This is a genomic window from Streptomyces sp. NPDC036764, assembly GCF_055609385.1.
The window spans coordinates 2,325,134-2,350,760 of sequence record NZ_JBVJPT010000001.1; the positions used below are offsets into that span (position 1 = coordinate 2,325,134).

Consider the following 25,627-nt stretch of genomic DNA (forward strand, 5'->3'; position numbering starts at 1 on the left):
AGCCAGCCCCCGTCACCCGATCCCGTCGGGCGTCAGCCCTTGATGGCTCCGGTGAGCATGCCCTTCTTGAAGTGCCGCTGGACGAAGGGGGAGGCGACCGCGACGGGGATGAGTGCGAGGACCATGACGGCCATCTGCAGCCCCAGCGCCGAGAGTTGACCGGTGCGGACCGCCTGCTGGAGGCCGGTGGGCGCCTCGGTGTTCTTCTGGACCAGTTGGATGAGCACGTTCTGCAACGGCATCATCTGCTGGTCGGTGAGGTAGATGGACGCGTTGAACCAGGCGCTCCAGTAGCCGACCGCGTAGAACAGGGAGATGACGGCCAGGACCGCGCGGGAGAGCGGCATGATGATGGTCAGCAGGATGCGCAGGTCACCGGCCCCGTCGATCCGTGCGGACTCGGTGAGTTCGGGGGAGATCCCCATGAAGAAGGCCCGCAGCACAAGGATGTTGAAGACACTGACCGCGCTCGGCAGGATCAGCGACAGATAGGTGTCGGTGAGCCCCAACGACTGCACCAGAAGGTACGTCGGAATGAGCCCGGCCCCGAAGAACATGGTCGCCATCATGGTCATCAGGAAGAACCGGTGCCCCAGGCTGCCCGGCCGGGACAGCCCGTAGGCCGCGAGTACCGACACCGCCATGGAGAACAGGGTGCCGAAGAGCGTGACGCCGACCGAGACCATAATGGCCCGGCTGACCTGGCCGCCGCTGAGCAGTTCGGTGTAGTTGACGAAGGTGATGCCCCGGGGGATCACGACGAGGCCGCCGGCCCGGTCGATCACGGGTTTGGGAGAGAGGCTGGTGACGATCACGATCCACAGCGGACCGAGCACCCCCAGGCAGCAGAGCATGAGGAAGCCGCTCTTGGCGGTGATTCCGGCCTTGCTCGGCGGCTCCTCCCACACGGGGCGGGCGGGAGCCTTGAGACTGCGGATGAGTTGCGTGTTGAGGCTCACTTCTTGTACACCCCCTGCTCGCCGAGCAGGTGCGCGAACTTGTTCGCGCCCAGGACGAGACACACTCCGATGACTCCCTTGACGACACCGACCGCGGCCGCATAGCTGAAGTCGCCGTTCTGGATACCCATGTTCCACACGTAGGTGTCGAGGACCTCGCTGGCCCCCGCACCGACCGCGTACCGCTGGAGCAGGAACTGCTCGAATCCCACGCTCAGCGCGTCACCCACCCGCAGGACCAGCAGCAGCGCGATCACCGGGCGCAGCGCGGGCAGCGTGACATGCCACATGCGACGCCAGCGCCCCGCGCCGTCCATGGCGGCGGCCTCGTACAGGTCGGTGCTGACGGCGGACAGGGCGGCGAGGAAGACGATGATCCCCCAGCCGGCGTCCTTCCACACGGCCTGCGCGGTGACCAGGTACTTGAAGAGGTCCGCGTCGGTCATCAGGTCGAAGCCGCTCCACCCGTGCTGCTCCAGCGTCTGCGCGACGATGCCCGCGCCGCCGAGGATCTGCTGGAAGACGGTGACGACGAGGACCCAGGAGAAGAAGTGCGGCAGGTACATGATCGCCTGCGCCACGGCCCGCACCCGGGGCCGGATCACGCTGTTGATGACCAGCGCGAGGGCGATGGGGACCGGGAAGAACAACACCAGTTGGAGCAGGAACAGCATGATGGTGTTCTTCGTGGCGCTCCAGAACAGCGGGTCGTCGAGCATCCGCGAGAACTGCTCCACGCCCACCCAGGGGCTGTGGAAGATCGCCGTGATGCCGTTGCTGGAGGCGTACGGGTCGTAGTCCTGGAAGGCGACGACGTTGCCGAGCAGCGGGATGTAGTTGAAGATCAGGAGCAGGACGATGACGGGCAGCGTCATCAGGATGAGCGTGCGGTCGCGGCGCAACCGGACCCGGAGGGGAACCTTGCCCGCCGTACGCGACTTACCCGCCCTGCGCGGCACGCTCTCCTTCACGGTGGCTGCGGCGACCACGGCCGCCGGCTCCTCGACGGCCGCGGGGGGACGAGTCCCGTCGGGCCTGCTCCCGGCCGTGATGGACATCAGTTGCCACTGCCGTTCTTGTCGAGGAGTTCCTTGTACCAGTCGCGCAGCTTGTCACCGCCGGAGGACTTCCAGGTGGAGATGGCCTGCTGTATGTCGGACAGCTTCTTGTTGCCGCGCACGAAGTCGATCTCCAACTGCTCGAACTGGCTGGAGAGGGTGGCGTAGCGGCTCGGCTCGACGATGTTCATGCCGTAGGTGGACGTCTTCTTCACGAAGGCACCCTGCCGCTGCTGCCACTCGACCTGCTTGCGGGTGACCTCGGGCAAGTCGGGGTGGGCCAGGTAGGGAGCCGGGGCCGCCAGCAGCACCCAGGCGTTGTTCACCTCCTGGAGACCCCGATCGTTCTTGACCGGGGCGCCGTTCTTGACCGTGTAGTGGGTGCCCTCGACGCCGTAGTCGACGAACATCCGCTCCTTGGTGCCGTAGGGCGCCGCCGCGAAGTTGGCGGCGGCCAGCGCGTTCTCGATCGTCTCCTTCGAGGCGCCCTTGCGGATCATCGACCAGATACCGGCGGGCTGGCCGGCGTACAGCGTCGGGGTGCCGCCGTCGGCGCCGAAGTAGTCCATGCCGTCGATCTCGAAGTCGGGGTTGGACTGGGCCTGTTCGGCGGTCATGCCGTACCAGCCGGACATGTCGCTGTTGCCGACCAGGGTCTGCCCGGCGGTGAACCGCTGGGTGGCATCGCCCGTGTTTGCTTTGTCGTCGGGATGTACCACACCCGCGGCGAACAGCTTGCGGACCCACTCCAGATGTTCGAGGTACTCAGGATGCTCGATGCGATACGTCAGCTTGCCGTCGCCCCCGATGTTCCAGCCGAGCGACCCGGCAGGCTGGACACCGAAGAAGCCTGCCGCCGACCACCTCATGTCACCACATGCCCACACCTTGGCCTTGGCGCTGGTGGCCTCCTTGGCCCAACTGAGGAACTCCTCGGCCGACTTGGGGACGGTGTAGCCCTTCTTGTCGAAGATGTCCTTGCGATAGAAGGGCACGATGTTGGGCACGGAGGCGGCGGGCATCGGGATGCCGCGCAGCGCGCCGCCGAAGATGCTCATGCGCCAGGAGTCGGACGGTATCGCGGCCAGGTTCGGGTACTTCTTGACCTTGTCGCCCGCCAGGTAGGGGCCGAGGTCCATGAACTTCGCGGTGACCGCGCTCGAGATCTTGCCGACCAGCTCCCAGCCGGGCACGACCACCATGTCGGGTATGGAGCTGGAGGCGAGGACCGCGCCGAGCTTCTCGCCGTAGGTGTTGCCGTCCTGGTTCTGCCAGGTGATCTTGGTGCCCGCCTCCGAGTCGAGTGTTGTGTAGTACGCACACCCTGGCTTCGGCGGGGTGCCCCAGAGCGGGGACATGATTTTGAGGGGAGCGCCGGTACCGAGCTTGGTCGGGACCGAGGTGGCAAGGGCCGCGAGGTCGATCTTGCTGGTGTAGCCGGCGGCCGAACCGTTCTTCGGCGAAATGTCCGGCTTGGCGACCGTGCTGGCGACGTATGTCGGGAGCAGCTTGTCGGCGTCCTTGCCCGAGGTGGCCCCCTCGCGCGATCCGCCCTCCGAACCGCCGCAGGCGGTGAGCAGCGGCATCCCACCGGCCACCGCTGCGGTGGCGACCGCCGTGGAGGCGAGGAAGCTTCTCCGGCTGGGCCCGGAGGTGGAGGCGGCGTTCGGCGTCATTGCGTCAACCCTTCATGTCGCACCTGGACGCCCGACGGGGGGCGTCGGTTGCGGTGTTGTGACTGGAACCGGCCGAGCTGAAAGGGGACATCCCATGACTGCGACGTTGTCGCAGTCGAAGCGCTTCGATGTTGCAGCGAGGTTAAGTGAACACCCCTAGGCGCACAAGGGTCGCTTCCAAGATTCCTCCGATGCGCCGGAGGGGCCTCGCTCCGCGTCCCGCTTGATACAGCCATGTTGATCTCTTGACACCTTTCCGGCGCCTAACGAGTATCGAAGCGCTTCGAAAGATTGGCCGCTCCGTCTCAAGGGAGTCCCATGGGTCCGGGTGCACGCCGCACACACCACCACCTTTCCGTGACTCGCAGTTGCCGCGCGCGAAGCGCATCGACGACCTTCCGCGGTGGCTCGCACTCGACGAATCGGGTTGCACGCACCGGCTCGAGCCGACGGCCGAGCCTCTGGGTCTCGCGGCCTTCCGCACGGTCTGGTGGCGCTCCGCGGCGCGGCGCAGGCGGTCGGCTCAGGGCGGCCTGGAACACCGAATCTCGTACGACGCGTCGGCGAGTCCGCTCCAAGGAGACCCGCGCGATGCGGACCGAAGCCCACCTCGGCCATCGCCACCGCGTACACCATCCCCCTGCGCGGCGCCCCCGCCACGTCTCTCGCCCTCGTATCTGCGCGAGCACCTGCACACCTGAACCGAGGATCTGCTGGTCTGCTCGGACGCTGACGCGCCGGACCACCTGGTCGACCCCGAGCACTACTTCGACACCCACGAGGAGGCGGACGCCGCCGCGCTGCTGACCGGAGTCAACAGGTTCACCGACCACGGCAGGGACACTCGAAGATCACCGCGTGGGTCCGAGGAGCCCTGCAACGGGGCCTGTTGACGGACGCGGACATCGACACGGCGGTACGCCGTCAGCTCTCGGTCCGCTTCCGGCTCGGCGAGTTCGCCCCCGAGGCAACCCGACGTGCTCTCAGGGGCCTCGACACCCCGGCCCGCATCAGCCGTTCGACTGTGCAGCGGGTCACGTCAGCGCCCTTGCGCCGCAGCGCGCGGGTGATCCGGCGGGCGCCATAGATGCCGTCCGCCTCAGCCTGGCGGACCCCTCGCCGGGCCTCCTTGTGGGGTCAGGGTCATAAGCCTGGCTTCAGGGACTGCACGAAACCGGGGTCAGCTCACTGTTCGTCTGCCGGAGTCCGGGCCGTGCCGCTGGAGTGCCCGGCCGGTGGGTGCGGTGATGGGTTCGAAGTCCCGGTTCCGGTGGAGGAGGGCAGTCCCCGTAGCCTGGCATGCTGTTGCGGGACTGCCCTCTTCTGATCGGGCGTCTCCCTGCGCGGGCAGGGGCGGCGGGTTAGGGCAGCGTGGTCCACTTCTGGTTGTTCTGGCCGTTGCAGGTCCACAGGATGGCCGGGGTCCCGTTGGCGGTTCCCGCCTGTTCGGCGTCGAGGCACAGTCCCGCGTGGACGTTGCGGATCGACCCGTCGGGGCCGACGGTCCACTTCTGGTTGTTCTGGCCGTTGCAGGGCCAGGTGATGACCCGGGTGCCGTTGGTGGTGCCCTGGTTGTAGGCGTCAAGGCACTTGTCGCCGTAGACGCGGATCTCGCCGCCGGCCCAGGTGGTCCACAACTGGTTGGCGGCGGTGTGGCAGTCCCAGATCAGTGCCGTGGCCCCGGCCGCGGTAGAGGCGCGATCCACGTCCAGGCAGCGGCCGGATCCGGTGCCGCGCAGGCGTGCGGTGGTGGCGGCGAGCGGGCTGCCACCGCTCACCTTGAACACGGCGACGCCGTGCGCGGGGACGCTCGCCGAGATCTGCCCGGAGGTGCTGGACGTGGTGCCGGTCCACAGGTCGGTGAGGGTGAACGGCCCACCGGACAGGCCGACCTGCGCGGCCGTGGCGCTGACGGTCGCGGTGCTGCTCCCGCGGTTGAACAGGCCCACCGCGACGGAGCCGTCGGACAGGGGCTTGGCGAGCACTTCGGTGTCGCCGTCGTCGCGCACCCTGCGCCCGCCCGCGCCCAGCGAGTCCTGGTTCACCGCCAGCAGACGCGGGTTGCGCAGGATCGCGCTCACGTCGGCGGACATGGTGCGGATGTCGTTTCCGGCCATGAGCGGAGCGCCCAGCAGTGCCCACAGGGCGAAGTGGGAGCGGGACTCGGTCAGTGACAGGCCGGGACGTCCGACGACCAGCATGTCGGGGTCGTTCCAGTGCCCGGGGCCCGACTGTGCGGCCAGGGGGGCGGTGACGTCCAGGACGTTGCCGACGCCCATCGGGTAGCTGTTGGTGTTGTTGTTCTGCCAGATGTCGAGCAGGTCCTCGGTCGTCCGCCACAGGTCGGCGACTTCGCCCCAGTTGTACTTGTCTCCGGTGGGGGCGTGGAAGCTGTTGGGGTTGATGCTGTAGACGATCGGCCGTCCGGTGGCGCGCAGGGCGTCGCGCATGAGGGTGAACTGTGCGATCTGCTCGCTGAGGGTGCCGCTGCCGGAGCACCAGTCGTACTTGAGGTAGTCGACGCCCCATGAGGCGAACGAGGCGGCGTCCTGGGCCTCGTGGCCCTTGCTGCCCGTGGCGCCCGGGTAGGTGCCCACGCCCTGCGCGCACGTGACCTCGCCCGGCGCCTGGTAGATGCCGAACTTCAGGCCCTTGCTGTGGATGTAGTCCCCGAGCGCCTTCATCCCGCTGGGGAACTTGGTCGGGTTGGCCCGCAGGTTGCCCGCCGCGTCGCGCTGCGGGTCGAACCAGCAGTCGTCGACGACCACGTACTGGTAGCCGGCGTCGCGCATGCCCGAGGACACCATCGCGTCGGCGGCCTGGCGCACCTGAGCCTCGGTGATCCCGCACCCGAAGCTGTTCCAGCTATTCCAGCCGAGCGGCGGGGTGAGCGCGGGGCTGCCGGGCGCGGCCTCGGCGGGCGTGCCGGCGGAGGCGGTGACGCAGGCGGTGAGCGTCAGCGCGGTGGCTGCGAGGAGACGCAGCAGTCGTCTGTGTATGGGAACCATGGAGGGTTCCTTCCTGGGAGACAAGGCGGAAGCCGCTTGTGACCGTGCCTGATGGGCACGGTCACAAGCTTCTGGTCGTGTGGGTCAGCGCTGCAGGGTGAGCAGGCCCGGCCGGTACGGCAGGTTCACGTAGTCGGTGCCCGGCGGGATGTTGGGGGCCAGGCCCTGGTAGAGGAACTGCAGGTTGCAGGGGTCGATGGTCATGGTCTGGTCGGGGTTGTTGCGGACCAGGTCACCGTGGCTGATGTCGTTGGTCCAGGTGGCGCCGCTGTTGGCCTTGCCCGCGAAGGGGTTGGACTCGGTGGCGGCCTGCGGGGTCCATGGACCGTTGAGGCTGGTGGCCGTGAACGAACGGAAGAAGCGCTGCTCAGTCGCACCACGAGCCTCGACGATCATGAGGTACTGGTTCTGGCCCTGGACCTTGTAGACCTCCGGCGCCTCGAACAGGTTCTTCACCGTGTCGCTCATGACCGTCGTGTACGACGAGCCGAAGCTGGCCGGGAAGTTCCCGATCGGCATGGTCGACTTGTAGATCTTGCCGTTGTCACCGGCGAAGAACATGTACATGTTCTGGTCGTCGGCGATCAGGGTCGGGTCGATCGCGCTGCCGTCGGGGACTGTGCCGGTGAACAGCGGCTGCGCCGCGGACCAGCCGTTGGGGTTGGTGGGGTCGCTCGACGTGCGGTAGACGAAGGGCCATTGGGTACCCCACCCATTTGAGGCCAGCACCCAGATGTTCTTGGGCGCGAAGTAGAACAGTTTGGGCGCCACCGCCGACTGGCTCATCGCGGTCTGGCCGGCCGAGCCCATGTCCGACCAGTTCGTGAAGGGGCTGAAGCCCATCGAGTGCCAGTTGCCGTCGGAGTACGTCGCGTAGACCAAGTGCTTGCCGTTGTACGTCACGGTGGTGAAGTCCTTCAGCGAGGCCCACCCGTTCGCGGGCTGCGCCAGCGGACCGGTCGAGCTCCACCGGTACGTCGACGGAAGAGCACACGTGCTGCCCCCTCCGGACAGGCCCGTCCACTTCTGGTTGTTGCCGCCGTTGCAGTTCCAGAGCTGCACCGCCGTGCCGTTGGCCGTGGCGCCGCCCGACACGTCCAGGCACAGCCCTGACTCCACGGCGACGACCGTGCCGTCGGAGTTCACCCGCCACTGCTGGTTCGTACCGCCGTTGCAGGACCAGATCACCGGCCGGGTACCGGCCGTGGTGGCGTGGCCCGGGACATCCAGGCACTTGTTGCCGTACACGGTCAACTGGTTGTTGTCCGTCAGCGTCCACCGCTGGTTGGTCCCACCCGTGCAGTCCCATATCTGCACGTTCGTGCCGTCGGTCTGGCTGGCGCCCGGCACATCGAGACACCGGCCGGAAGCAACGCCGCGCAAGGTGCCGGTGGTGGCCGCCTGAGCCGGGCCGGCGACGAGCAGCGCCGCCAACGAGACCAGGGCCGCGACCGCCGCGGCGAGCGTCACAGACAGGGGTCTGCGGCTGAAACTGCGTCTGCGCATGGGGACCTCATTCTTTGGGTGAGCGGTTCCGGTTGGCCCCGTCAGAGGCTGTCCGGACTGATGTGCTGCGACCCGACTCCACGTTCGGTATGTCGAACAACGGTCGAAGCGTCGAGCAAATTGAAGGGCGGAGAGCGACCAGGACCTGGTTCCGCGACGGACTCAGTTCCTCACGATGCGCCACCGGTTGTCGGCAGTGCCGTTGTCCGAGTCCTGGACTGCGAACGCGCCGACAGCGGTGGAGTTGTCCGCGATGGCGAGCAACTTGCCGCTGTTCGCGTTGCGGATCTTGTAGGTCCCGTCTCCCTGGTCGAGCAGCGTCCATATGTGGTCGGTGGTGCCGTTGTCCGACCACTGCAGGACGGTCGCGCCGTCCGCCGTGGACATGCCCTGGACGCCGAGCACCTTGCCGCTGTTGGCATTGCGGAAGCGGACCGCGTTTCCGTCGGTGATCATCTGCCAGTCGTGGTCGGCGGTGCCCGAGTCATGCCACTGCAGAGCGCGGCCACCGTCGGCCGTGGACATGTTCTGGACGCCCAGCACGAGACCGCTGCCCACGTTGGCGAGACGGACGGTGCCGCCGGCGTTCCAGTAGACGGTGTAGTTGTGGCCGTGCGCGTCGTGGAACGGGCCCAGATTGACGGTGGAGCCATTGGCGGTGGCGGTGAAGGCGAGCGAACTGCTGCTGGTCCGTGTGATCGAGGACGTGTTCAGCGACGGGAGCGAGCTGAGCGAGGAATCACCGTAGTTGCCGGACAGGACCACCGGGCCGTAGGTGATCGCGGCGACGTTCGCGTTGTCGTTGGCCGCTCGCATGACGATCCGCATGGGCAGTCGGACGGTGACCGTGTCGCCGGAGGTCCAGGAGCGGGTCAGGGTGGCGTAGCTGCCGGGCGTGGTGGTGATGTTCTGCGCCGCGCCGTTGACGCTGATGGTGGCCCCGGTGGTCCAGGCCGGGATGCGGATGCGCATCGCCCAGGTTCCGCCGACGTTGCCGGTGACCTGCACGGTCGTGGTGTCGCTGACGGGGTATGTCGTGGTCTGGGTGACCGTGATTCCGCGCTCCGACCAGTTGAGCACCGAGGGCACGAACAGGTTCACGATCAGCGTGTTGTCACTGCGGAAGTAGATGGAGTCCATGAGCCTGGTGTGCATCTCCAGGCCCGTGCCCTGGCAGCACCAGAAGGTGCCGTAGTCGGTGCTCCAAGTGCCACCGCCCCACGCCGGGCCCACACCGCGTCGGCCGCCCGGTTCGAGCGGGGTGAAGTAGGTGACGTGGCCGTGGCTGTCGGCCGGGTTCTGCTGGCCGATCATCTGGTTCAGCCAGGCCTGCTCGTAGTAGTCGAACAGCGCGACCCGGTTCGGGTCCAGCGCGAACAACTCCCGGGTGAGGGTGAGCATGTTGAAGGTGTTGCAGCTTTCGCACGTGTCCTTGTTCAGGTAGCCGGCGATGGCGCCCGGGGCGCGGAAATGCTCCGCCTGACTGTTGCCGCCGATGGCGTACGTGTGCGTGCCGACGCAGATGTTCCAGGCGTTGGTGGCGATGTCCCGGTAGCGAGTGGTGCCGGTGGCCTTGTACTCCCGGGCGGCCCCGATCCACTTGGGTACCTGGGTGTTGGCGTGCAGCCCGTTGAGCCGGTCCTGGTTCGACGCCAGCGGGTCGAACACCGAGGCATGGTCGAACCGTTGGGCGACGGTGAGCCACCGCGCGTCGCCGGTCTGCTGGTAGAGATCCGTCAGCACGGTGTTCATGCCGCCGAACTCGGTTCCCAGCATGGCCTGCATCTGCTGGCCGCTCAGCCGGCCCGTGCGCGAGTCGACCCATCCCGCCAGGGCGAGCAGCACGTCACGGGCCTGCGTGCTGCCGATGTGGCGCCATACGTCCAGCAGGCCGGCGAGGGTCTTGTGGATGGTGTAGTACGGCACGTTGCCGTTGGACAGGGTCCGCTGCTCGAGAGCGGTGAAGTCGGACTCGGGGTAGCCGGAGAGGTACCCGGCGCCGAAACCGGCGGCGCTGTTGTTGGCCTGGCATTTGGCCAGCTCCGCGACCATGGTGGTGGCCTTGTCCCGGCAGACGGTGTCCCCGGTCACGGCGTACAGCTGTGCCCACGCCGTGAGGAAGTGCCCTTGGACGTGGGTGCGGAAGGGGAAGTCCGGCGCGTCCCAGCCGCCGGTGGCAGCCGCGCCGTTGGTGGACAGCCGGTGGTTGGCGCGGAAGTTGTACAGCAGCCGGTCGACATCGACGAACCGCAGGTAGTTCCGCGTACGGTTCTGGTTGTCCAGCCACCGGCTTGCTGTGAGCCGGACCTGGTCGAGTGCGAAGGGGTGCGCGGAGACCCCGATGTCGGCTCTTGCGGGAGGGATGGCCGCGTGGGCGGGAGAACTGCCGATGAAGGATCCGGTGGCAGAGGCGGCGGCGGTGGCCCCGGCTACTTGTAAGAGGCGCCGTCTGCTGACGGAGGAGGCCATCTTGCACCTTTCGGTGAGGAGAGAGCGAGAGGTTGGTCGTGGGTGTTGGCTCGCATGTCCGGCGAGCGGATGCGGCACGTCATGGACTTGTCTGCTGCCGATGTGGCGCCAGGCGTCCAGCAGGGCACGAATCTGAGCGGAGGCGTTGGGGGCGACCGCCGTCCCGGCCGCCATGCCGGCCAGAGGTGATGCGCATGAGGCTCATCCGGCAGCCCGGCTAGGCAAGGAGGCCTGGGGTCCACAGGGGTCTCGGTCCCATGGGTCCTCTCCACTGATACATGGGATGGATTAACGGATATGGATGTTGCCCCTGTCTAGTCCCGTGACACGAAATACTTGGCTACTTCCCGGAGCGGTCCGACCGGCGCTACTTCCCGGAGGGGCGACCGGCGCCCTTGCGTCGAGCCAAACATGGGATGTGGTGAGAAGGCGTGTGAAGAGTGCGCGAGCTGGATAAGGTCAGCTCGAACTGTTGAGAGGGTTCCCGCCACGCCTGCGCCGCTCCATCTGAGGGGGCATCAAGAAGTGGCCGGTGCACTGGCGGGCGCGACGGTACGGCAGGGGGTGGGACGGACGGGTCAGGCCCAGGGGCTGACCACCGTGAAAGGGCTGTCGGCTCGGAACGTGTCGGTGTTCTGGCGGAGGCCCACGCGCAGCGCGTAGTTGTAGTGGCGGAGGTGGCGGCCGCGGTAGTTGTACGACTCCAGGCTGGCGGAGTCGGATGTGCTGCCGGGACGGGCGCAGTAGGTGGCGTCCTTGTTGAAGGTGTCGGTGTCGTTGCTGCTGTCGAGGCGGACCCGGTAGTCCCCGTCGGCGCAGGCCGAAAGCCCGGACGCCCTGGGAGATGGTGCCTCAACGCGGGGCGGGCTACGACCGAGTTGCGCTGCGGGGACTGAGTGTCCCTGCCGATGGCTGCCCGGCGTTGTGTGTCAGTCGGCTCGCATCACGTCGAGGGCTGTGAGGGCCACGTGGAGTTCGGTGCGCTGGTCGCCCGATTCGAGGTCACGGGCGAGGAGACGCTCGATGGTGCGCAGACGTTGGTACATGGTCTCGCGGGAGAGGCCGCCCCGACGGGCGGCGGTCGTCTTGTTGCCGGCCGCGTCGAGGTAGTGGCGCAGGGTCGTCAGCAGGTCGGTGCCGTGCTGGGTGTCGTGGTCGATGAGGCGCCGGAGCTGCCGTTCGGTGTACTCCTGGACGCGGGGATCCTCGCGCAGCGCGTACAGCAGGCGGCGCAGGCCGATGTCGGACAGCTCGTGGAAGGAACGGTCCGAGGGGAGGGGCTCGCCGGGCGGGGTGGCCTCGGCGACGCGGGCCGCCGCACGGAAAGAGCGGGCGGTGTCGGTGAGGTCCGTGACCTCGGAGCCGACACTCACGACCGCTTCCGGGGCGAGGCCCAGCACCGTGCCGGACAGGCGCTCGACGATGGGACGCCAGGGCTGGGAGGTGCGCAGAGCCAGCAGGATGCCGAGGCGGTCGGGGGCCAGTTCGCCGACGAGGGCCGGGACGCCTGCCGTTCTCAGTTCCTGCCACAGACGGGACTCGGTCTCGGCTCCCCCCTTCCCCCCGCGCAGGTCCACCAGGGCGGCGACGAAGCGGCTTCGATCGGCCGGCAGGCCCAGCGCCGAGCAGCGGGCGAGCGCGTCCTCCGCGGAGCGGTGGCGCTGTTCCACGAGGTCGAGCAGGGCGTTGCGGTGTGCGGTGCGTTCCCATGGGGTGGGGTGGATGAGGCGCGCGACGGTCAGTGCCATCGCGGTCCTCTCCAGCAGGGTGACGTCCTCCGTCCCGAACGCCGGTCCGTCGCTGCGCGCCGGGAGCATGGCCACGCGACCCCAGCGCTCGCCCTGGTACTCGACGGCGGCGGTGAGCCAGCCCTCCGGGCCGCGAATCGCCGTGTGGTCGCCGGGCCCGGTCGCCCTGGAGCGCTGTTCCCAGTCGGCGAGTGCCTCCTCGACGGTGAGCCCTGACGGTTCGCAGATCAGGGCCTGGTGCACCAGGTTCTCCAAAACGACCGTGCGGCCGCTCATCTCCGCCGCCGCACGCAGAACGTCCTCCGGGCCTGCGCCGCGCAGGGTCAGGGCGGTGAACGCCTCGTGGATGCGCTGGGTGCGGCGCATAGCCTCCGTCTGGTTGCCGAGCAGCAGGGCGTGCACAACCTGGGTGACCTCCAGGAAGTTGACGTCCTTGGCGAGCGTGACCAGGGGGAGGCCGCGCAGCCGGCAGGCGTCGACGAGTCCGTCCGGCGGGCGGTGGTAGCGGCGTACGAGTTCGATGACCAGCGCCGCCGCCCCGACGTCGGCGAGCTCGTCGACGTAGCGGCGCACACCGGCCGCGTCCTCCGGAAGCGGCATGCCGGTCGTGAGGACGAGCTCCCCGCCCTTGAGGAAGGACGCGGGGTCGGTCAGTTCGGTGATGTGGACCCATCTGACCGGCCGGTCCAGGTGGGGCTCGCCGGTCACGACCTGGGGCTGCCCCGCGGCCAGGACCGGAAGGGCGAGGACGTCGGCCACGGTGAGCGCACGGGTGGGCCCATGTCCGGCCGGGTGGTCGTCGTTCACGGTGTCTCCATGGGGTCCCTGCCGAGCACGGGCCCAGCGCCCGGGAGTACCCGGCCACTGTGACAAGCGTCGCTGACCAGCGCAAGAGCGGTCCGTGAGCGAGGGGCCCCGCATGTCCCGCGGAGGCTGACACATCGTCCGGATGTCGCGTCCCGGCCGGACAGATCGCGCGTTGGCGCACCTCTGGTCCGCGGAGATGCTCTGGAGACCGCAGCAGACCGAACACCGAGGCCGGGAGACGAACATGACCGCACTGTCGCCGCACCTTCGCCAGGCCACACCCGTGGTGGCGGCCCGGGGCGAGGGCGTCCACCTCTTCGACCAGGACGGCCGCCGCTACCTCGACTTCACCGCCGGCATCGGCGTCACCAGCACCGGGCACTGCCACCCCAAGGTCGTGGCGGCGGCCCAGGAGCAGGTGGGCTCGCTGATCCACGGCCAGTACACGACGGTCATGCACGAGCCGCTGCGCCGCCTCGTCGACAAGCTCGGCGAGGTGCTGCCGGACGGCCTGGACAGCCTGTTCTTCACCAACTCCGGCAGCGAGGCCGTCGAGGCCGCGCTGCGCCTGGCCCGCCAGGCCACCGGCCGGCCGAACGTCATCGTCTGCCACGGCGGCTTCCACGGCCGTACCGTCGCCGCCGCCGCCATGACGACCTCCGGTACCCGTTTCCGCTCCGGTTTCTCCCCGCTGATGAGCGGCGTGGTCGTCACTCCCTTCCCGTCCGCCTACCGGTACGGCTGGGACGAGGAGACCGCCACCCGCTTCGCCCTGACGGAGCTCGACTACACGCTCCAGACGATCTCCTCGCCCGCCGACACGGCCGCGATCATCGTCGAGCCGGTGCTCGGCGAGGGCGGGTACGTGCCCGCCAACCGCGCGTTCATGGAAGGGCTGCGGGAGCGGGCGGACCGGCACGGCTTCCTCCTGATCCTCGACGAGGTGCAGACGGGCGTCGGCCGCACCGGCCGCTTCTGGGGCCACGACCACTTCGGGGTCACCCCGGACATCCTCGTCACCGCCAAGGGCCTGGCCAGCGGCTTCCCGCTGTCCGGCATCGCCGCCTCCGAGGAGCTGATGACCAAGGCGTGGCCCGGCTCGCAGGGCGGCACGTACGGCGCCAACGCCGTCGCCTGCGCGGCGGCCGTCGCCACCCTCGACGTCGTACGCGACGAGAAGCTCGTCGAGAACGCCGAGGCGATGGGCGAGCGGCTGCGGCAGGGCCTGGACGCGGTCGCCGAGCGGACGCCGGGCATCGGCGACGTGCGCGGCCTCGGCCTCATGCTCGCCACCGAGTTCGTCACCGAGGACGGCGGCCCCGACCCCGAGACCGCCGCCCGCGTCCAGCGTGCCGCCGTCGACGAGGGCCTGCTCCTGCTGCTGTGCGGCGCCTGGAACCAGGTCGTCCGCATGATCCCGGCCCTCGTCATCGACGAGACGGCGGTGGACGAGGGGCTCCAGGCCTGGGCGAGGGCGGTCGAGGTCGGCACATCCGGAGCGGCAGGGCGATGACGGACACCACCACGGCCCTGGAGGCGCTGGTCGCGCGGCTCGCCGAGACCGCTGTCGGCCTGCGGGTGGAGACCGGCCCGGGCTCCACCGGTCTCTACGCCTACGACGCCTCCAACTACCGGGTCCCGCCGCGGGCCGTGGTGCTCCCCCGCAGCGCCGACGACGTCGTCGCGGTGCTGCGGGCCTGCCGGGAGACGAACATCCCGGTCACCGCACGCGGCGGCGGCACCAGCATGGCGGGCAACGCCGTCGGGCCCGGCGTCGTGCTGGACTTCTCCCGGTACATGAACCGGATCCTGGACATCGACCCGGTGGCCCGCACCGCGCGCGTCGAGGCCGGAGTGATCCTTGACGCGCTGCGCGCCGCGACCACCCTGCACGGGCTCACCTTCGGCCCCGACCCGTCCTCGCACAGCCGCTGCACCCTCGGCGGCATGATCGGCAACGACGCCTGCGGCAACCGGTCCGTGCGGCACGGGCGCACCAGCGGGCACATCGAGACGCTGGAGATCGTGACCGCCGACGGCGTGCGGGCCGTCGCCGACCGCACCGGACTGCGGGCCGCCGACCCGGACGACACGGACGCCGTCCGGCGGGTCGCCGCTCTGGAAGCGGACGTGCGCCGCCTGATCGACGGCCATCTGGCGTCGATCCGCACCGAGCTGGGCCGGGTACCGCGCCAGGTCTCCGGCTACCAGCTCCACCACCTGCTGCCCGAGCACGGCTTCGACATGGCCCGCGCGCTGGTGGGCACCGAGGGCTCCTGTGCGGTCGTCACCGCCGCGACGGTCCGCCTGGTGGCGACCGCACAGGCCTCCGCCCTCCTCACCCTCGGCTACGACGACGTGGTCGACGCCGCCGAGGACGTCCCCGAGATCCTGCGCTGGAACCCCACCGCCGTGGAGGGCATGGACGAGGCGATCGTCGCCACCATGCGCGCCCGGCGCGGCCCGGACTCCGTCACCGGACTCCCCGAGGGACGAGCCTGGCTGTACGTCGAGCTCGACGGCGACGATCAGGCGGAGGTCGACGCCCGCGCCGCCGAACTGCTGGACGTGCTCAAGGCGCAGGGCAGGATGACCGGTGGCCGGGTCGTGCACAGTCCGGCCGAACGGCGCTCGCTGTGGCGGGTCCGCGAGGACGGGGCCGGACTTGCCGCCCGGCTCGTCGACGGCTCGGAGTCCTGGCCCGGCTGGGAGGACGCGGCCGTCGCGCCCGAGAACCTGGCCGCCTACCTGCGCGACTTCCGCAGGCTGCTGGCCGCGCACGGCCTGACCGGCGTGCTGTATGGGCACTTCGGCGCCGGATGCGTCCACGTGCGCATCGACTTCGACCTCGCCACGGACACCGGGCGGGCCGCCACCCGCCGGTTCCTGACGGAGGCCGCCGCCCTGGTCGTCGAGCACGGCGGAAGCCTGTCGGGCGAGCACGGCGACGGGCGGGCCCGGGGCGAGCTGCTGGAGGTCATGTACAGCCACCGGCTGATCCGGGCGTTCGCCGCCTTCAAGGAGATCTTCGACCCCGAGGGGCTGCTCAACCCCGGCGTCATCGTCGACCCGGCGCCCCTCGACGCCGACCTCGCCCTGCGTGAACTCCCGCTCGTGGACACGGCGTTCACCTTTCCCCACGACCAGGACGGCTTCGCGGGAGCGGTGCGCCGCTGCGTCGGTGTCGGGCGCTGCCGCAGCGACGCCGGCGGCGTGATGTGTCCCAGCTACCGGGCCACGGGGGAGGAGAACGACTCGACGCGGGGCCGGGCCCGTCTGCTCCAGGAGATGGTGCGGGGCGGAACCGTCCAGGAGGGCTGGCGCTCCACGGAGGTCCGTGACGCCCTCGACCTTTGCCTGTCCTGCAAGGCCTGCTCCAGCGACTGTCCGGTCGGCGTCGACATGGCCACGTACAAGGCGGAGTTCCTGCACCAGCACTACAAGGGCAGAGTCAGACCCCGCTCCCACTACTCCCTGGGCTGGCTGCCCCTGACGTCCAAACTCGTCGGATACGCGGCCCGCCCGGTGAACGCGCTGCTGAGCGGCCCCCTCGGTAGGCTCCTCGCGCGGCTCGGCGGCGTGACCACGAAACGCCGGATTCCCGCCTTCGCCTCCCGGCGGGCACTGCGCCGGGCCCTGCGCACGGCGAGGACCGGCGAACCGGCGAAGACGCTGCTGTTCGTGGACAGCTTCACCCGCGCTTTCCGCCCCGAGGTCGCCGGGGCCGCGAGCCGCGTACTCGCCGACGCCGGCATCCCCTGCACTGCACAGGACGACCTGTGCTGTGGCCTGACCTGGGTGAGCACCGGCCAGTTGTCGCTCGCGCGCCGCATCATGGCCCGCACCGTCGCCCGCCTGGACAACGGCGACGACCGGCCCATCGTCGTGGCCGAACCGAGCTGCGCCGCGGCGCTCAGGCGTGACGTGCCCGAACTCCTCGGCACCGACGCCGCCCGGCGCGTCGCGGCCCGCGTCCACACCCTCACCGGAGCCCTGACCGACCTCGCCGCACCAAGCTGGGCGCCACCGGAGCTGCCGGACAACGTCGTGCTGCAGACCCACTGCCACGAGTACGCCACCTTCAAGGGCCGCCACCCCCGCGACCTGCTCGGCCGCCTCGGCGTGACGAAGGTCGACGAGGCCGAGGGCTGCTGCGGACTCGCCGGCAACTTCGGCTTCGAGGAACAGCACTACGACACCTCGATGGCCGTCGCCGACCTCGCCCTGAGGCCACGCCTCGACGACATCGACCCGCGGACACCGGCCGTCGTCGTGGCCGACGGCTTCAGTTGCGCCACCCAGATCGACCACCTCGCCGGAGACCGGGGCATCCGCGCCCTGCACCTCGCGGAACTGCTCGACCCCGCCGCCGACCGACCCGGACACCCAGGAGAGAACTCATGACCGACACACCCACGCAGTTGTTCATCGGTGGTGCCTGGGTGGACGCCGCGGACGGCGCCACCATGCCCGTCGACGACCCCGCGACCGGCGAGATCCTCTGCCACGTCGCCGACGCCGGCCCCAAGGACGCGGCGCTCGCCGAGGAAGCGGCCGTGCAGGCGCAGCAGGAGTGGGCCCGTACGGCGCCCCGGGTGCGCAGCGAGATCCTGCGCCGCGCCTACGAGATCATCATCGAGCGCACCGACGAACTCGCCCACCTCATGACGTCCGAGATGGGCAAGCCGCTGGCCGAGGCCAGGGGAGAGGTGGCGTACGCGGCCGAGTTCTTCCGCTGGTTCTCCGAGGAGGCCGTCCGTATCGACGGCGGCTACGGCACCCTGCCCGACGGCCGCAACCGCATGCTGCTCTCGCGCCGCCCGGTCGGCCCCTGCCTGCTGATCACCCCGTGGAACTTCCCGCTGGCCATGGGCACCCGCAAGATCGGCCCGGCGGTCGCCGCGGGCTGCACGATGGTGCTCAAGCCCGCCCCGCAGACCCCTCTGTCCAGCCTGGCTCTCGCCGCGATCCTCAAGGAGGCCGGGCTGCCGGACGGCGTGCTGAACGTCGTCACGACCTCCCGTGCGGGGGAGGTGTGCGAACCGCTCCTGCGCGGCGGGCGGGTTCGCAAGCTTTCCTTCACCGGTTCCACGGCCGTCGGGCAGATGCTGCTCGCCCAGAGCGCTCAGGCGGTGGTCCGGACGTCGATGGAGCTGGGCGGCAACGCGCCGTTCGTCGTATTCGAGGACGCCGACCTGGACAAGGCGGTGGACGGGGCGATGGTCGCCAAGATGCGCAACATGGGCGAGGCGTGCACGGCCGCCAACCGCTTCTTCGTGCACCGCTCGGTCGCGGAGGAGTTCGGGCGGCGGCTGGCCGAGCGGATGGGCGCGCTGGTCGTCGGTCCGGGCACCCGGGACGGCGTCGATGTCGGCCCGCTGATCGACAGGAGGGGGCGCGCCAAGGTGGAGGAGCTGGTCGCCGACGCGGTGGAACGCGGGGCGCAGGTCCTCGTGGGCGGCCGTACCCCCGAAGGCCCCGGCTGCTTCTACCCGCCGACCGTGCTGGCCGACGTCGATCCCGGCAGCCGTCTGATGGACACGGAGATCTTCGGCCCCGTCGCCGCGATCCTCACCTTCGACGACGAGGACGAGGTGATCCGCCGGGCCAACGACACCCCTTGGGGCCTGGTCGGGTACGTCTTCACCGAGGGCCTCGACCGTGCCCTGCGGGTGAGCGAGCGGCTGGAGGTGGGCATGGTGGGGCTGAACACGGGGCTCGTGTCAAACCCGGCCGCACCCTTCGGCGGCGTCAAGCAGTCGGGGCTGGGCCGCGAGGGCGGCCGGGTGGGGATCGACGAGTTCCTGGAGTACCAGTACCTCGCGATGCCCGTGAGCTGACGGTGGTCTCCCTGCTCGATCCCCGTGTCGGCGCCGCCCTCAGCGCAGGTGGCGCGCGGTGATCTCCGCTGCGGTGTCGGTCACGAGCTTCCCCAGCTCGGGCAGTCGGCTGGGCTCAAAGCGGGAGTCGGGCATGGAGACGGCCAGGGCGGCCAGCGGTGTGCCCTCACCGCCGAGCACGGGTGCCGCGATCGCGCACACACCCTGCAGGTACTGGTTGTGGTTGACGGCGTAGCCGCGCTCTCTCACGCGGTGGAGCTCCGCGCGCAGTTGCCCCGGGTCGGTGATGGTCTCTTCGCCGTAGCCCTCCAGGGTCCCCGCGGTGACCTCGTCTATCTCGGACTTCCCCAGATGGGCGAGGACGGCGTTCCCGGCGGCGGTGGCGTGCAGGGGCGAGGTGTCGCCGATGGCGTGGAATGTCCGTACGGCGTGGTCACAGTCGACGCGGTCGACGACGACCATGCCGTGCAGGGCGTCCGGCACGGACAGGTGGATGGTCTCGTTCAGCGCGTCGCGGAGCCGGATCATGGGTTCACGCGCGGCGGCGAACAGGCTGGAGCCCTGCAGTGCGGCGGGTCGTACGGCCAGGACGCGGGCGCCGATCTCCCAGCGGGTGGTGTCCTTGCGGTTCGCCCGCAGCCAGCCCGCCTCGTTGAGCGTGATCAGCGTGCGCTGCAGGGTGGACTTCGGCAGCCCGAATATCTTCGTCAACTCCCCGACGGTGACGGGTTGATGTCGGGCGACCGCCTCCAGAACCCGCAGCGATCTGGTGACGCTCTTCATTTCCATTCGATGCCCCCTCAGACCTGTGGATTCCTGGTTCGCACTTCTTGACTTCCGGCACGGAGTCACGGGTCATGAGGCGTGCCGGAGTTCAGCATAGCGTTCCACCATGTGGCACAGCTTTAGAGCGCAAAGCCGAGGGCCGGCTCGCGCGCTGGCGAGCCGGCCCTCGACCGACGGTTGCGGGCTGTCGCCTGCCGTTCAGGCGCCCAGGCGGCGCCGCGAGATCTCCGCGGCTGTGTCGGCGACGAGGTGGCCCCACTTGGCTGCACGTTCGCCGTCGTACCGCGCCTCGGGCATGGAGACGGCTACGGCAGCCAGCGGGGTGCCGTCCTCATCGAGCACGGCGGCGGCGACGGCGCAGACGCCCGGCCGGTACTGGTTGCGGTTGACCGCGTAGCCGTCGGTGCGGATCCGGTCCAGCTCGGCGCGCAGTTCGTCGGGCTCGGTGGGGGTCGTGTCGCTGAATCGCTCCAGCCCCGCCGCGATGAGTTCTTCGACGTCCCGCCTCGGCAGGTGGGCGAGGATGGCGCGTCCGACGGCGGTGGCGTGCAGGGGTGAGGTGTCGCCGATCGTGTGGAAGGTGCGTACCGCCTGGTCGCAGTCGACGCGGTCCACCACGACCATGCAGTGCAGGGCGTCCGGCACGGACAGGTGGATGGTCTCGTTCAGCGCGTCGCGGAGCCGGATCATGGGTTCACGCGCGGCGGCGAACAGGCTGGAGCCCTGCAGTGCGGCGGGTCGTACGGCCAGGACGCGGGCGCCGATCTCCCAACGGGTGGTGTCCCTGCGGTTGGCGCGCAACCAGCCGGCCTCCGCCAGGGTGACCAGCGTGCGCTGCACGGTGGACTTCGGCAGCCCGAAGAGCTTCGTCAGCTCCCCTACGGTCACGGGCTGATGCTGGGCGACCGCCTCCAGAACCCGTAGCGACCTGGTGACGCTCTTCATTTCCATCCGGTTTCCCCCTGTTAATCCTTCAAATTTCCGCTGGACACCCTCTTGACTCCCCTCTGGGCCACTGCCATTCTCTGTGCCAGATTCTAGCACAGCATTCCACATAGTGGCACGGCTTTCCGGGAGATCCCCCGAAGTGAGCCGGACTGCGAGACGCGGCGGTTGCGAGCCGCAGGTCCCCAAGGAGGGCCTGGCTCCCGCCCAAACCATCTCGAATCGAACAGCCTCACGTCGAAGGCCCAGCATGCGCCTCGGCGATACGAAAGGACAGTCCTGTGTCTGCTGCCAGGAAGCGCGTCGCGGTGGTCGGCGTCGGAACGATGGGCAGCCAGGCCGCCTGGCGACTGGCGGCCCGCGGCGCCGAGGTCGTCGGATACGACCGCTACGCCCCCGGCCACGACCGCAGCGCCGCCGGCGGCGAGTCCCGGATCTTCCGCAGCGCGCACTTCGAGGACTCCCGGTACGTCCCGCTCCTCAAGCACGCCGACGCCCTCTGGGAGCAGCTCCAGCAGGAGACCGGCCGCGAGCTGCGCCGCCTGACCGGATGCCTGCTCATGGGGCCGACCGACCACCAGCAGATGGCCACCGTCCTCCAGTCCATCGCCGAACACGACCTCGACCACGAGGTGCTGGACACCGATGCCCTGGCCAAGCGCTTCCCGCAGTACCGCATCGAGGACGGCGACGCGGCCGTTCTCGACCGCCGTGCCGGGTTCATCCGCCCCGAGCTGACGATCCAGACCGCCGCCCGCCGAGCCGAGCAGTTGGGCGCCGTGATCCACCGCTACAGCACGGTCCGGGAGATCGTCCCCGTCGGCGACGGCGTGGAGATCCGCACCGACTCCGGCAGCGAACGCTTCGACACCGCCGTCGTCACGCCCGGCCCCTGGGTGAATGACCTGCTGCCCGACCTGCCGTGGGAGGTGGAAGTCCGCCGCCTCGTCAGCGCCTGGTACGTGCCCACCGACCCCGATGCCTGGTTCGGCGAGGAGCGCCCGGCGTTCATCCGTACGGCACCCACCCACTGCTACGGCCTGCCCTCCCCGGACGGCATCTCGGTCAAGCTCGGACTGTCCCGCGCGCTGCACCGGCTCGCCGACGACCCCAACCAACTGGACCGCACCGTGCGGCCGGACGAGCTGGAGACCTTCGCCGAGCTGATCGGGCGCTACCTGCCCGACCTGCACCCGGACCCGACGCGCCTCTCCGTCTACATGGAGGGCTACACCGAGAGCAGCCGCCCCCTGGTCGGCCCGCTGCCCGGCGCCGAGAACGTCATCCTGCTCGTCGGCTTCTCCGGCCACGGCTTCAAGCTCTCGCCCGCCTTCGGTGACATCGCCGCGGACCTCGCGCTGGACGGCACCTCGCCCCAGCCCATCGACTTCCTCTCCACCGTCGGCCGCACGGAGGCATGACCATGAACGACACCACCCTCTGCGTCGGCGCCCTTCAGGCCCGGCCCGGCACCAAGGTCCGCGGCACGGTCCAGGCGGACCTCGGCACCCTCACCGCGGACATCCCGCTGACCCTCGTCAACGGGACCCGCCCCGGCCCCCGGGTCGTCATCACCGCGGGTGTGCACGGCGGCGAGTTCACGCCCATCGACGCCGTCGTGCGACTGGCGGACGCGCTGGAGCCCGGCGAGGTGCACGGTCAGGTGATCATCTGTCCGGTCGCCAACCCTCCCGCCGTGTACCAGGGCCGGCTCAACATCTCCCCGGTCGACGGCGTGAACCTCAACCGCGTCTTCCCCGGCGACCCGTCCGGCGGCCCCACCGAGCGGCTGGCCGCCTGGCTCTTCACCCACCTGGTCGACGCCGCCGACGTCTACATCGACCTGCACTGCGGCGGCATCGACCAGGTACTGCGGGACTTCGTCGGCTACCGCCTCACCGGCGACCCCGACCTCGACAAGGCGACGGCCGAACTGGCCGGGTCCTTCGGTATCGAGAACGTCATCCTCGGACTGAAGGCCGACGGCGGCAACAGCCACGCGGCCGCCGCCCGGCGGGGCATCTCGGCGGTCCTCGTCGAGGTGGGCCAGCTCGGCCGGCGGGACGAGGCCACCGCCCTCCGCCGCGTCGACGGCCTGCTGAAGGCACTTCGCCATCTGGGCGTCCTCGACCAGGACGGTTCCGCCCCGGCGCCGATCCGCGCATGGGTCTGGTCCGCCGGCGTCACCGCCGAGGCCACCGGCCTGTGGTATCCGGAGTTCTCCTTCGACGCCGAAGTCATCGGCGAAGTCGCCGAGGGCGACCTCCTCGGCCGCATCGTCGACCCGGTCGACGGCACGGAGCACCCCGTGCACGCCCCGGCCGACGGACGGATCTTCTACGGCATGCACGGCCTCACCGTCGCCCCCGGCGCCGAACTCGTCGCCCTCGCCGTCCCCTGGGACCCCGACACGGCCGCGCGGGCCGACACCCTCCGGACCCCCGGTGTGGGCGCCGGATCCGACGAGGCGGTCCCCCGCCCCTAGACCCTCCTTGCAGCCGCCCCCCTTGCCACGTCCCAGCCGCCCCCCTTCCACGTCCCAGCCGCTCCCCTTCTCGCGGCCAGCACCACCAGGAGGCACACGATGAAAGATGCCCGGATAGACCGCAGACTGTTCTTGCGAGGAATTGGCGGGGTCACGGCGGGTGTCGCCGCCGCAACCGCCCTCACCGCCTGTGGTACCGGCACCAGCCGCTCCGTCGCCGGCAGCGGCGGCAAGGGCTCCAAGACGGTGGTGGTCCGCGACAGCGGCGGTTCCTACGGTGCGGCCCTGCAGAAGGCGATCTACACGCCCTTCACCCAGGAGACCGGGATCACCGTCACGGTGCTCAACCTGGACGATGCCCCGCTGCTCGCCCAGATCAGGCAGGGCCGCCCACAGTGCGACCTCATCAACATCACGATGATGTCTCACACCAAGTACGTGGCCCAGGATGCCCTGGAGACGCTGGACCGCGACCGGATCAAGAGCCTGAAGAGTGCCAAGATCCCCGAGAACCAGATCACCGACCACGCCATCAGCCACAGCTTCTACGGCCAGTGCATGGCGTACCGCACCGACGCCTTCGGCGGCCGCAAGCCCGAGACGTGGGCGGACTTCTGGGACACCAAGGCGTTCCAAGGCGGCCGTTCGATGTGCAACCCGGACGGCGACCTGCCCGAGCTGGAGTTCGCGCTGCTGGCCGACGGCGTTCCCATGGACAAGCTGTATCCGCTCGATGTGGACCGCGCCTTCAAGGTGCTGACCCGGCTGCGGTCCGACATCAAGAAGTTCTGGGACAGCGGCCCGCTCCCCGGTGTGCTCCTCAGCCGCCAGGAGGTGACGATGTCCACCGTCTGGGACGGCCGGATCGCCGATCTGCAGAAGCAGGGCGTCCCGGTCGAGAGGCAACTCAACGGCATGCGCCGCCAGTTCCAGGGCTACGCCATCGCCAAGGGCGCGGCCAACACGGACGCCGCCTACCAGCTCATGGACTTCTCGTTGCGTCCCGAGAGCCAGGCCGCCCTGGCCAGGGCATTCCCGTCGAACCCGGTCTCCCCGGTGGCCTACGAGAAGCTCACCGAGGACGAACGCAACGCACTCGCCGGCGCGCCGCAGTACTACGACAAGGGCTTCGACACGGACACCGACTGGTGGCTGAAGAACGAAGCCGCCGTCACCAAGCGCTGGTTGGAGTGGGCTCGTGGCTGAATTCGGTGTGGTCACACCGTCCGTGAAGGTCGCCGGCGCCAAGTCGGCCGCGTCAACCGGCCAAGCGTTGTCGGTGGTGGCACTGCGCAAGACGTACGGGGACGTCGTAGCCGTCGACGAGGCGTCCATGGAGATCGCGGCCGGGGAGTTCGTCACCTTCCTCGGCTCCTCCGGGTCGGGCAAGACCACGACCCTGATGATGATCGCCGGGTTCTGCGAACCCGATTCCGGCACCATCACCGTCGGGGGACGCGACGTCACCAGGCTCGCCCCGCAGAAGCGGAACCTCGGTTTCGTCTTCCAGCAGTACCTGCTCTTCCCGCACATGACCGTGCATGAGAACGTCGCCTTCCCGCTCACCCTGCGGGGAGTGCCGAAACACGAGATCCGCAGGCGCGTCGGGGAGACCCTGGAGATCGCCGGCCTGTCCGGCTTCGGCGGCCGCAAGCCGCGCGAGCTGTCCGGCGGTCAGCAGCAGCGGGTCGCCCTGTGCCGGGCACTCGTCTACCGCCCGCCGGTCATCCTCATGGACGAGCCGCTCGGCGCCCTGGACAAGAAGCTCCGCGACCAGCTCCAGATCGAGATCAAGACCATCCAGCAGGAACTCGGCCTGACCGTCATCTACGTGACGCACGATCAGGAAGAGGCGCTGGTCATGTCCGACCGTATCGCGGTGATGCGCAACGGGCTGATCGAGCAGTTCGACACCCCCCGGGAGCTGTTCGAGCGGCCGAGGACCCCGTTCGTCGCGGACTTCCTCGGCGCGGCCAACTTCCTGCCCGGCCGCGTCGAGCAGCACACCGACGAGCACACCCTGGTCCGCCTCGACAAGAGTGGCGGTCTGCTGAAGGCGCGCCGCCACGACCTCGTCTCCGGCGCCCAGGTCAAGGTCGCCGTCCAGCCGGGCCGACTGCGGGCCTGCGCCACCGACGACGGCTTCTGTACCGGCACGGTGGAGACCGCCACGTACGTGGGCACTCTGGTCCGCGCGGGCGTGCGGGTCGATGACAGTGACGCGCCGCTGCTGCGCCTGGAAGTACCGGCCGGACGGGGCCCCGTGGCCGGCGAGCGGGTCGGGATCACCACCGACCCCGACGACGTCAACCTCTTCCCCACCGAACAGGGAGGGTGAGC

Annotated in this window: 16 protein-coding genes and 2 pseudogenes; 7 read left to right on the forward strand and 11 right to left on the reverse strand. The window is 69.7% G+C overall.

Annotation, left to right across the window (positions count from 1 at the left end; all coding sequences use genetic code 11):
• Positions 1 to 32 precede the first annotated feature (32 nt).
• The 9 genes and pseudogenes from ACZ69Q_RS09580 to ACZ69Q_RS09620 all read right to left on the reverse strand — a co-directional run bounded on the left by ACZ69Q_RS09580 (position 33) and on the right by ACZ69Q_RS09620 (position 13,231).
• A complete protein-coding gene (locus ACZ69Q_RS09580) occupies positions 33 to 959 on the reverse strand; it encodes a carbohydrate ABC transporter permease (RefSeq protein WP_471039016.1) in 927 nt (308 codons plus the stop codon).
• Positions 956 to 2,017 carry an ABC transporter permease gene (locus tag ACZ69Q_RS09585; RefSeq protein ID WP_471039018.1) on the reverse strand — a complete coding sequence of 354 codons (1,062 nt, stop codon included), beginning with the start codon at positions 2,015 to 2,017 and terminating at the stop codon, positions 956 to 958. Before ACZ69Q_RS09585 ends, ACZ69Q_RS09580 begins: the two co-directional genes overlap by 4 nt.
• Entirely contained in the window at positions 2,017 to 3,693 is a 1,677-nt protein-coding gene (locus tag ACZ69Q_RS09590; RefSeq protein WP_471039022.1) for an extracellular solute-binding protein, read from the reverse strand. The genes ACZ69Q_RS09585 and ACZ69Q_RS09590 overlap by 1 nt, the downstream gene beginning before the upstream one ends.
• A 1,005-nt stretch (positions 3,694 to 4,698) precedes the next feature.
• A pseudogene (locus ACZ69Q_RS09595) lies at positions 4,699 to 4,794 on the reverse strand (IS3 family transposase); the annotation flags it as partial.
• A gap of 260 nt (positions 4,795 to 5,054) precedes the next feature.
• Positions 5,055 to 6,701: a glycoside hydrolase family 27 protein gene (locus ACZ69Q_RS09600; RefSeq protein WP_471039026.1), complete on the reverse strand. Its 1,647-nt coding sequence runs from the start codon at positions 6,699 to 6,701 to the stop codon at positions 5,055 to 5,057.
• 84 nt (positions 6,702 to 6,785) lie between these two features.
• A complete protein-coding gene (locus ACZ69Q_RS09605; protein ID WP_471039029.1) occupies positions 6,786 to 8,207 on the reverse strand; it encodes a non-reducing end alpha-L-arabinofuranosidase family hydrolase in 1,422 nt (473 codons plus the stop codon).
• 162 nt (positions 8,208 to 8,369) lie between these two features.
• Positions 8,370 to 10,676, reverse strand: a complete 2,307-nt coding sequence (locus tag ACZ69Q_RS09610; protein WP_471039033.1) for a beta-L-arabinofuranosidase domain-containing protein — start codon at positions 10,674 to 10,676, stop codon at positions 8,370 to 8,372.
• Between the two features lie 578 nt (positions 10,677 to 11,254).
• A pseudogene (locus tag ACZ69Q_RS09615) lies at positions 11,255 to 11,470 on the reverse strand (AbfB domain-containing protein); the annotation flags it as partial.
• A gap of 135 nt (positions 11,471 to 11,605) precedes the next feature.
• Positions 11,606 to 13,231 carry a PucR family transcriptional regulator gene (locus tag ACZ69Q_RS09620; RefSeq protein ID WP_471039037.1) on the reverse strand — a complete coding sequence of 542 codons (1,626 nt, stop codon included), beginning with the start codon at positions 13,229 to 13,231 and terminating at the stop codon, positions 11,606 to 11,608.
• Between the two features lie 244 nt (positions 13,232 to 13,475).
• On the opposite strand from ACZ69Q_RS09620, the gene ACZ69Q_RS09625 reads away from it, so the two are divergent.
• Genes ACZ69Q_RS09625 through ACZ69Q_RS09635 form a run of 3 tightly spaced genes read left to right on the forward strand, consistent with a single transcriptional unit; the run spans position 13,476 to position 19,071 of the window.
• Positions 13,476 to 14,744 (forward strand): aspartate aminotransferase family protein, encoded by a 1,269-nt coding sequence (locus ACZ69Q_RS09625; RefSeq protein WP_471039041.1) that lies wholly within the window; start codon positions 13,476 to 13,478, stop codon positions 14,742 to 14,744.
• Positions 14,741 to 17,635 (forward strand): FAD-binding and (Fe-S)-binding domain-containing protein, encoded by a 2,895-nt coding sequence (locus ACZ69Q_RS09630; RefSeq protein WP_471039045.1) that lies wholly within the window; start codon positions 14,741 to 14,743, stop codon positions 17,633 to 17,635. Before ACZ69Q_RS09625 ends, ACZ69Q_RS09630 begins: the two co-directional genes overlap by 4 nt.
• Positions 17,632 to 19,071 carry an NAD-dependent succinate-semialdehyde dehydrogenase gene (locus ACZ69Q_RS09635; RefSeq protein ID WP_471039048.1) on the forward strand — a complete coding sequence of 480 codons (1,440 nt, stop codon included), beginning with the start codon at positions 17,632 to 17,634 and terminating at the stop codon, positions 19,069 to 19,071. Before ACZ69Q_RS09630 ends, ACZ69Q_RS09635 begins: the two co-directional genes overlap by 4 nt.
• A gap of 39 nt (positions 19,072 to 19,110) precedes the next feature.
• Here the strand turns inward: ACZ69Q_RS09635 and ACZ69Q_RS09640 are convergent, their stop codons facing one another.
• Positions 19,111 to 19,854 (reverse strand): IclR family transcriptional regulator, encoded by a 744-nt coding sequence (locus ACZ69Q_RS09640; RefSeq protein WP_471040176.1) that lies wholly within the window; start codon positions 19,852 to 19,854, stop codon positions 19,111 to 19,113.
• Positions 19,855 to 20,055: 201 nt separating this feature from the next.
• Positions 20,056 to 20,802 carry an IclR family transcriptional regulator gene (locus ACZ69Q_RS09645; protein WP_471040179.1) on the reverse strand — a complete coding sequence of 249 codons (747 nt, stop codon included), beginning with the start codon at positions 20,800 to 20,802 and terminating at the stop codon, positions 20,056 to 20,058.
• A gap of 281 nt (positions 20,803 to 21,083) precedes the next feature.
• Here ACZ69Q_RS09645 and solA point away from each other — a divergent pair, with 281 nt between their 5' ends.
• The 4 genes from solA to ACZ69Q_RS09665 all read left to right on the forward strand — a co-directional run bounded on the left by solA (position 21,084) and on the right by ACZ69Q_RS09665 (position 25,625).
• On the forward strand, positions 21,084 to 22,223 hold the full coding sequence (gene solA / locus ACZ69Q_RS09650; protein ID WP_471039051.1) for an N-methyl-L-tryptophan oxidase: 1,140 nt from the start codon (positions 21,084 to 21,086) through the stop codon (positions 22,221 to 22,223).
• 2 nt (positions 22,224 to 22,225) lie between these two features.
• The gene (locus tag ACZ69Q_RS09655) at positions 22,226 to 23,287 is read left to right on the forward strand and encodes a succinylglutamate desuccinylase/aspartoacylase family protein (RefSeq protein WP_471039053.1); all 1,062 of its coding nucleotides are present in this window, start codon (positions 22,226 to 22,228) and stop codon (positions 23,285 to 23,287) included.
• 99 nt (positions 23,288 to 23,386) lie between these two features.
• Positions 23,387 to 24,493: an ABC transporter substrate-binding protein gene (locus tag ACZ69Q_RS09660; RefSeq protein ID WP_471039056.1), complete on the forward strand. Its 1,107-nt coding sequence runs from the start codon at positions 23,387 to 23,389 to the stop codon at positions 24,491 to 24,493.
• Between the two features lie 22 nt (positions 24,494 to 24,515).
• The gene (locus ACZ69Q_RS09665; protein ID WP_471040181.1) at positions 24,516 to 25,625 is read left to right on the forward strand and encodes an ABC transporter ATP-binding protein; all 1,110 of its coding nucleotides are present in this window, start codon (positions 24,516 to 24,518) and stop codon (positions 25,623 to 25,625) included.
• The last annotated feature ends 2 nt before the right edge of the window (positions 25,626 to 25,627 follow it).

What these genes read in the sequence shown, in the direction of transcription:
- ACZ69Q_RS09630 (WP_471039045.1), top strand. Translation starts at nt 14,741, where the DNA reads ATGACGGACACCACCACGGCCCTGGAGGCGCTGGTCGCGCGGCTCGCC.
- ACZ69Q_RS09640 (WP_471040176.1), bottom strand. Translation starts at nt 19,854, where the DNA reads ATGAAGAGCGTCACCAGATCGCTGCGGGTTCTGGAGGCGGTCGCCCGA.
- ACZ69Q_RS09585 (WP_471039018.1), bottom strand. Translation starts at nt 2,017, where the DNA reads ATGTCCATCACGGCCGGGAGCAGGCCCGACGGGACTCGTCCCCCCGCG.
- ACZ69Q_RS09660 (WP_471039056.1), top strand. Translation starts at nt 23,387, where the DNA reads ATGAAAGATGCCCGGATAGACCGCAGACTGTTCTTGCGAGGAATTGGC.
- ACZ69Q_RS09605 (WP_471039029.1), bottom strand. Translation starts at nt 8,207, where the DNA reads ATGCGCAGACGCAGTTTCAGCCGCAGACCCCTGTCTGTGACGCTCGCC.
- ACZ69Q_RS09625 (WP_471039041.1), top strand. Translation starts at nt 13,476, where the DNA reads ATGACCGCACTGTCGCCGCACCTTCGCCAGGCCACACCCGTGGTGGCG.
- ACZ69Q_RS09645 (WP_471040179.1), bottom strand. Translation starts at nt 20,802, where the DNA reads ATGAAGAGCGTCACCAGGTCGCTACGGGTTCTGGAGGCGGTCGCCCAG.
- ACZ69Q_RS09655 (WP_471039053.1), top strand. Translation starts at nt 22,226, where the DNA reads ATGAACGACACCACCCTCTGCGTCGGCGCCCTTCAGGCCCGGCCCGGC.
- ACZ69Q_RS09610 (WP_471039033.1), bottom strand. Translation starts at nt 10,676, where the DNA reads ATGGCCTCCTCCGTCAGCAGACGGCGCCTCTTACAAGTAGCCGGGGCC.
- ACZ69Q_RS09635 (WP_471039048.1), top strand. Translation starts at nt 17,632, where the DNA reads ATGACCGACACACCCACGCAGTTGTTCATCGGTGGTGCCTGGGTGGAC.
- ACZ69Q_RS09600 (WP_471039026.1), bottom strand. Translation starts at nt 6,701, where the DNA reads ATGGTTCCCATACACAGACGACTGCTGCGTCTCCTCGCAGCCACCGCG.
- ACZ69Q_RS09590 (WP_471039022.1), bottom strand. Translation starts at nt 3,693, where the DNA reads ATGACGCCGAACGCCGCCTCCACCTCCGGGCCCAGCCGGAGAAGCTTC.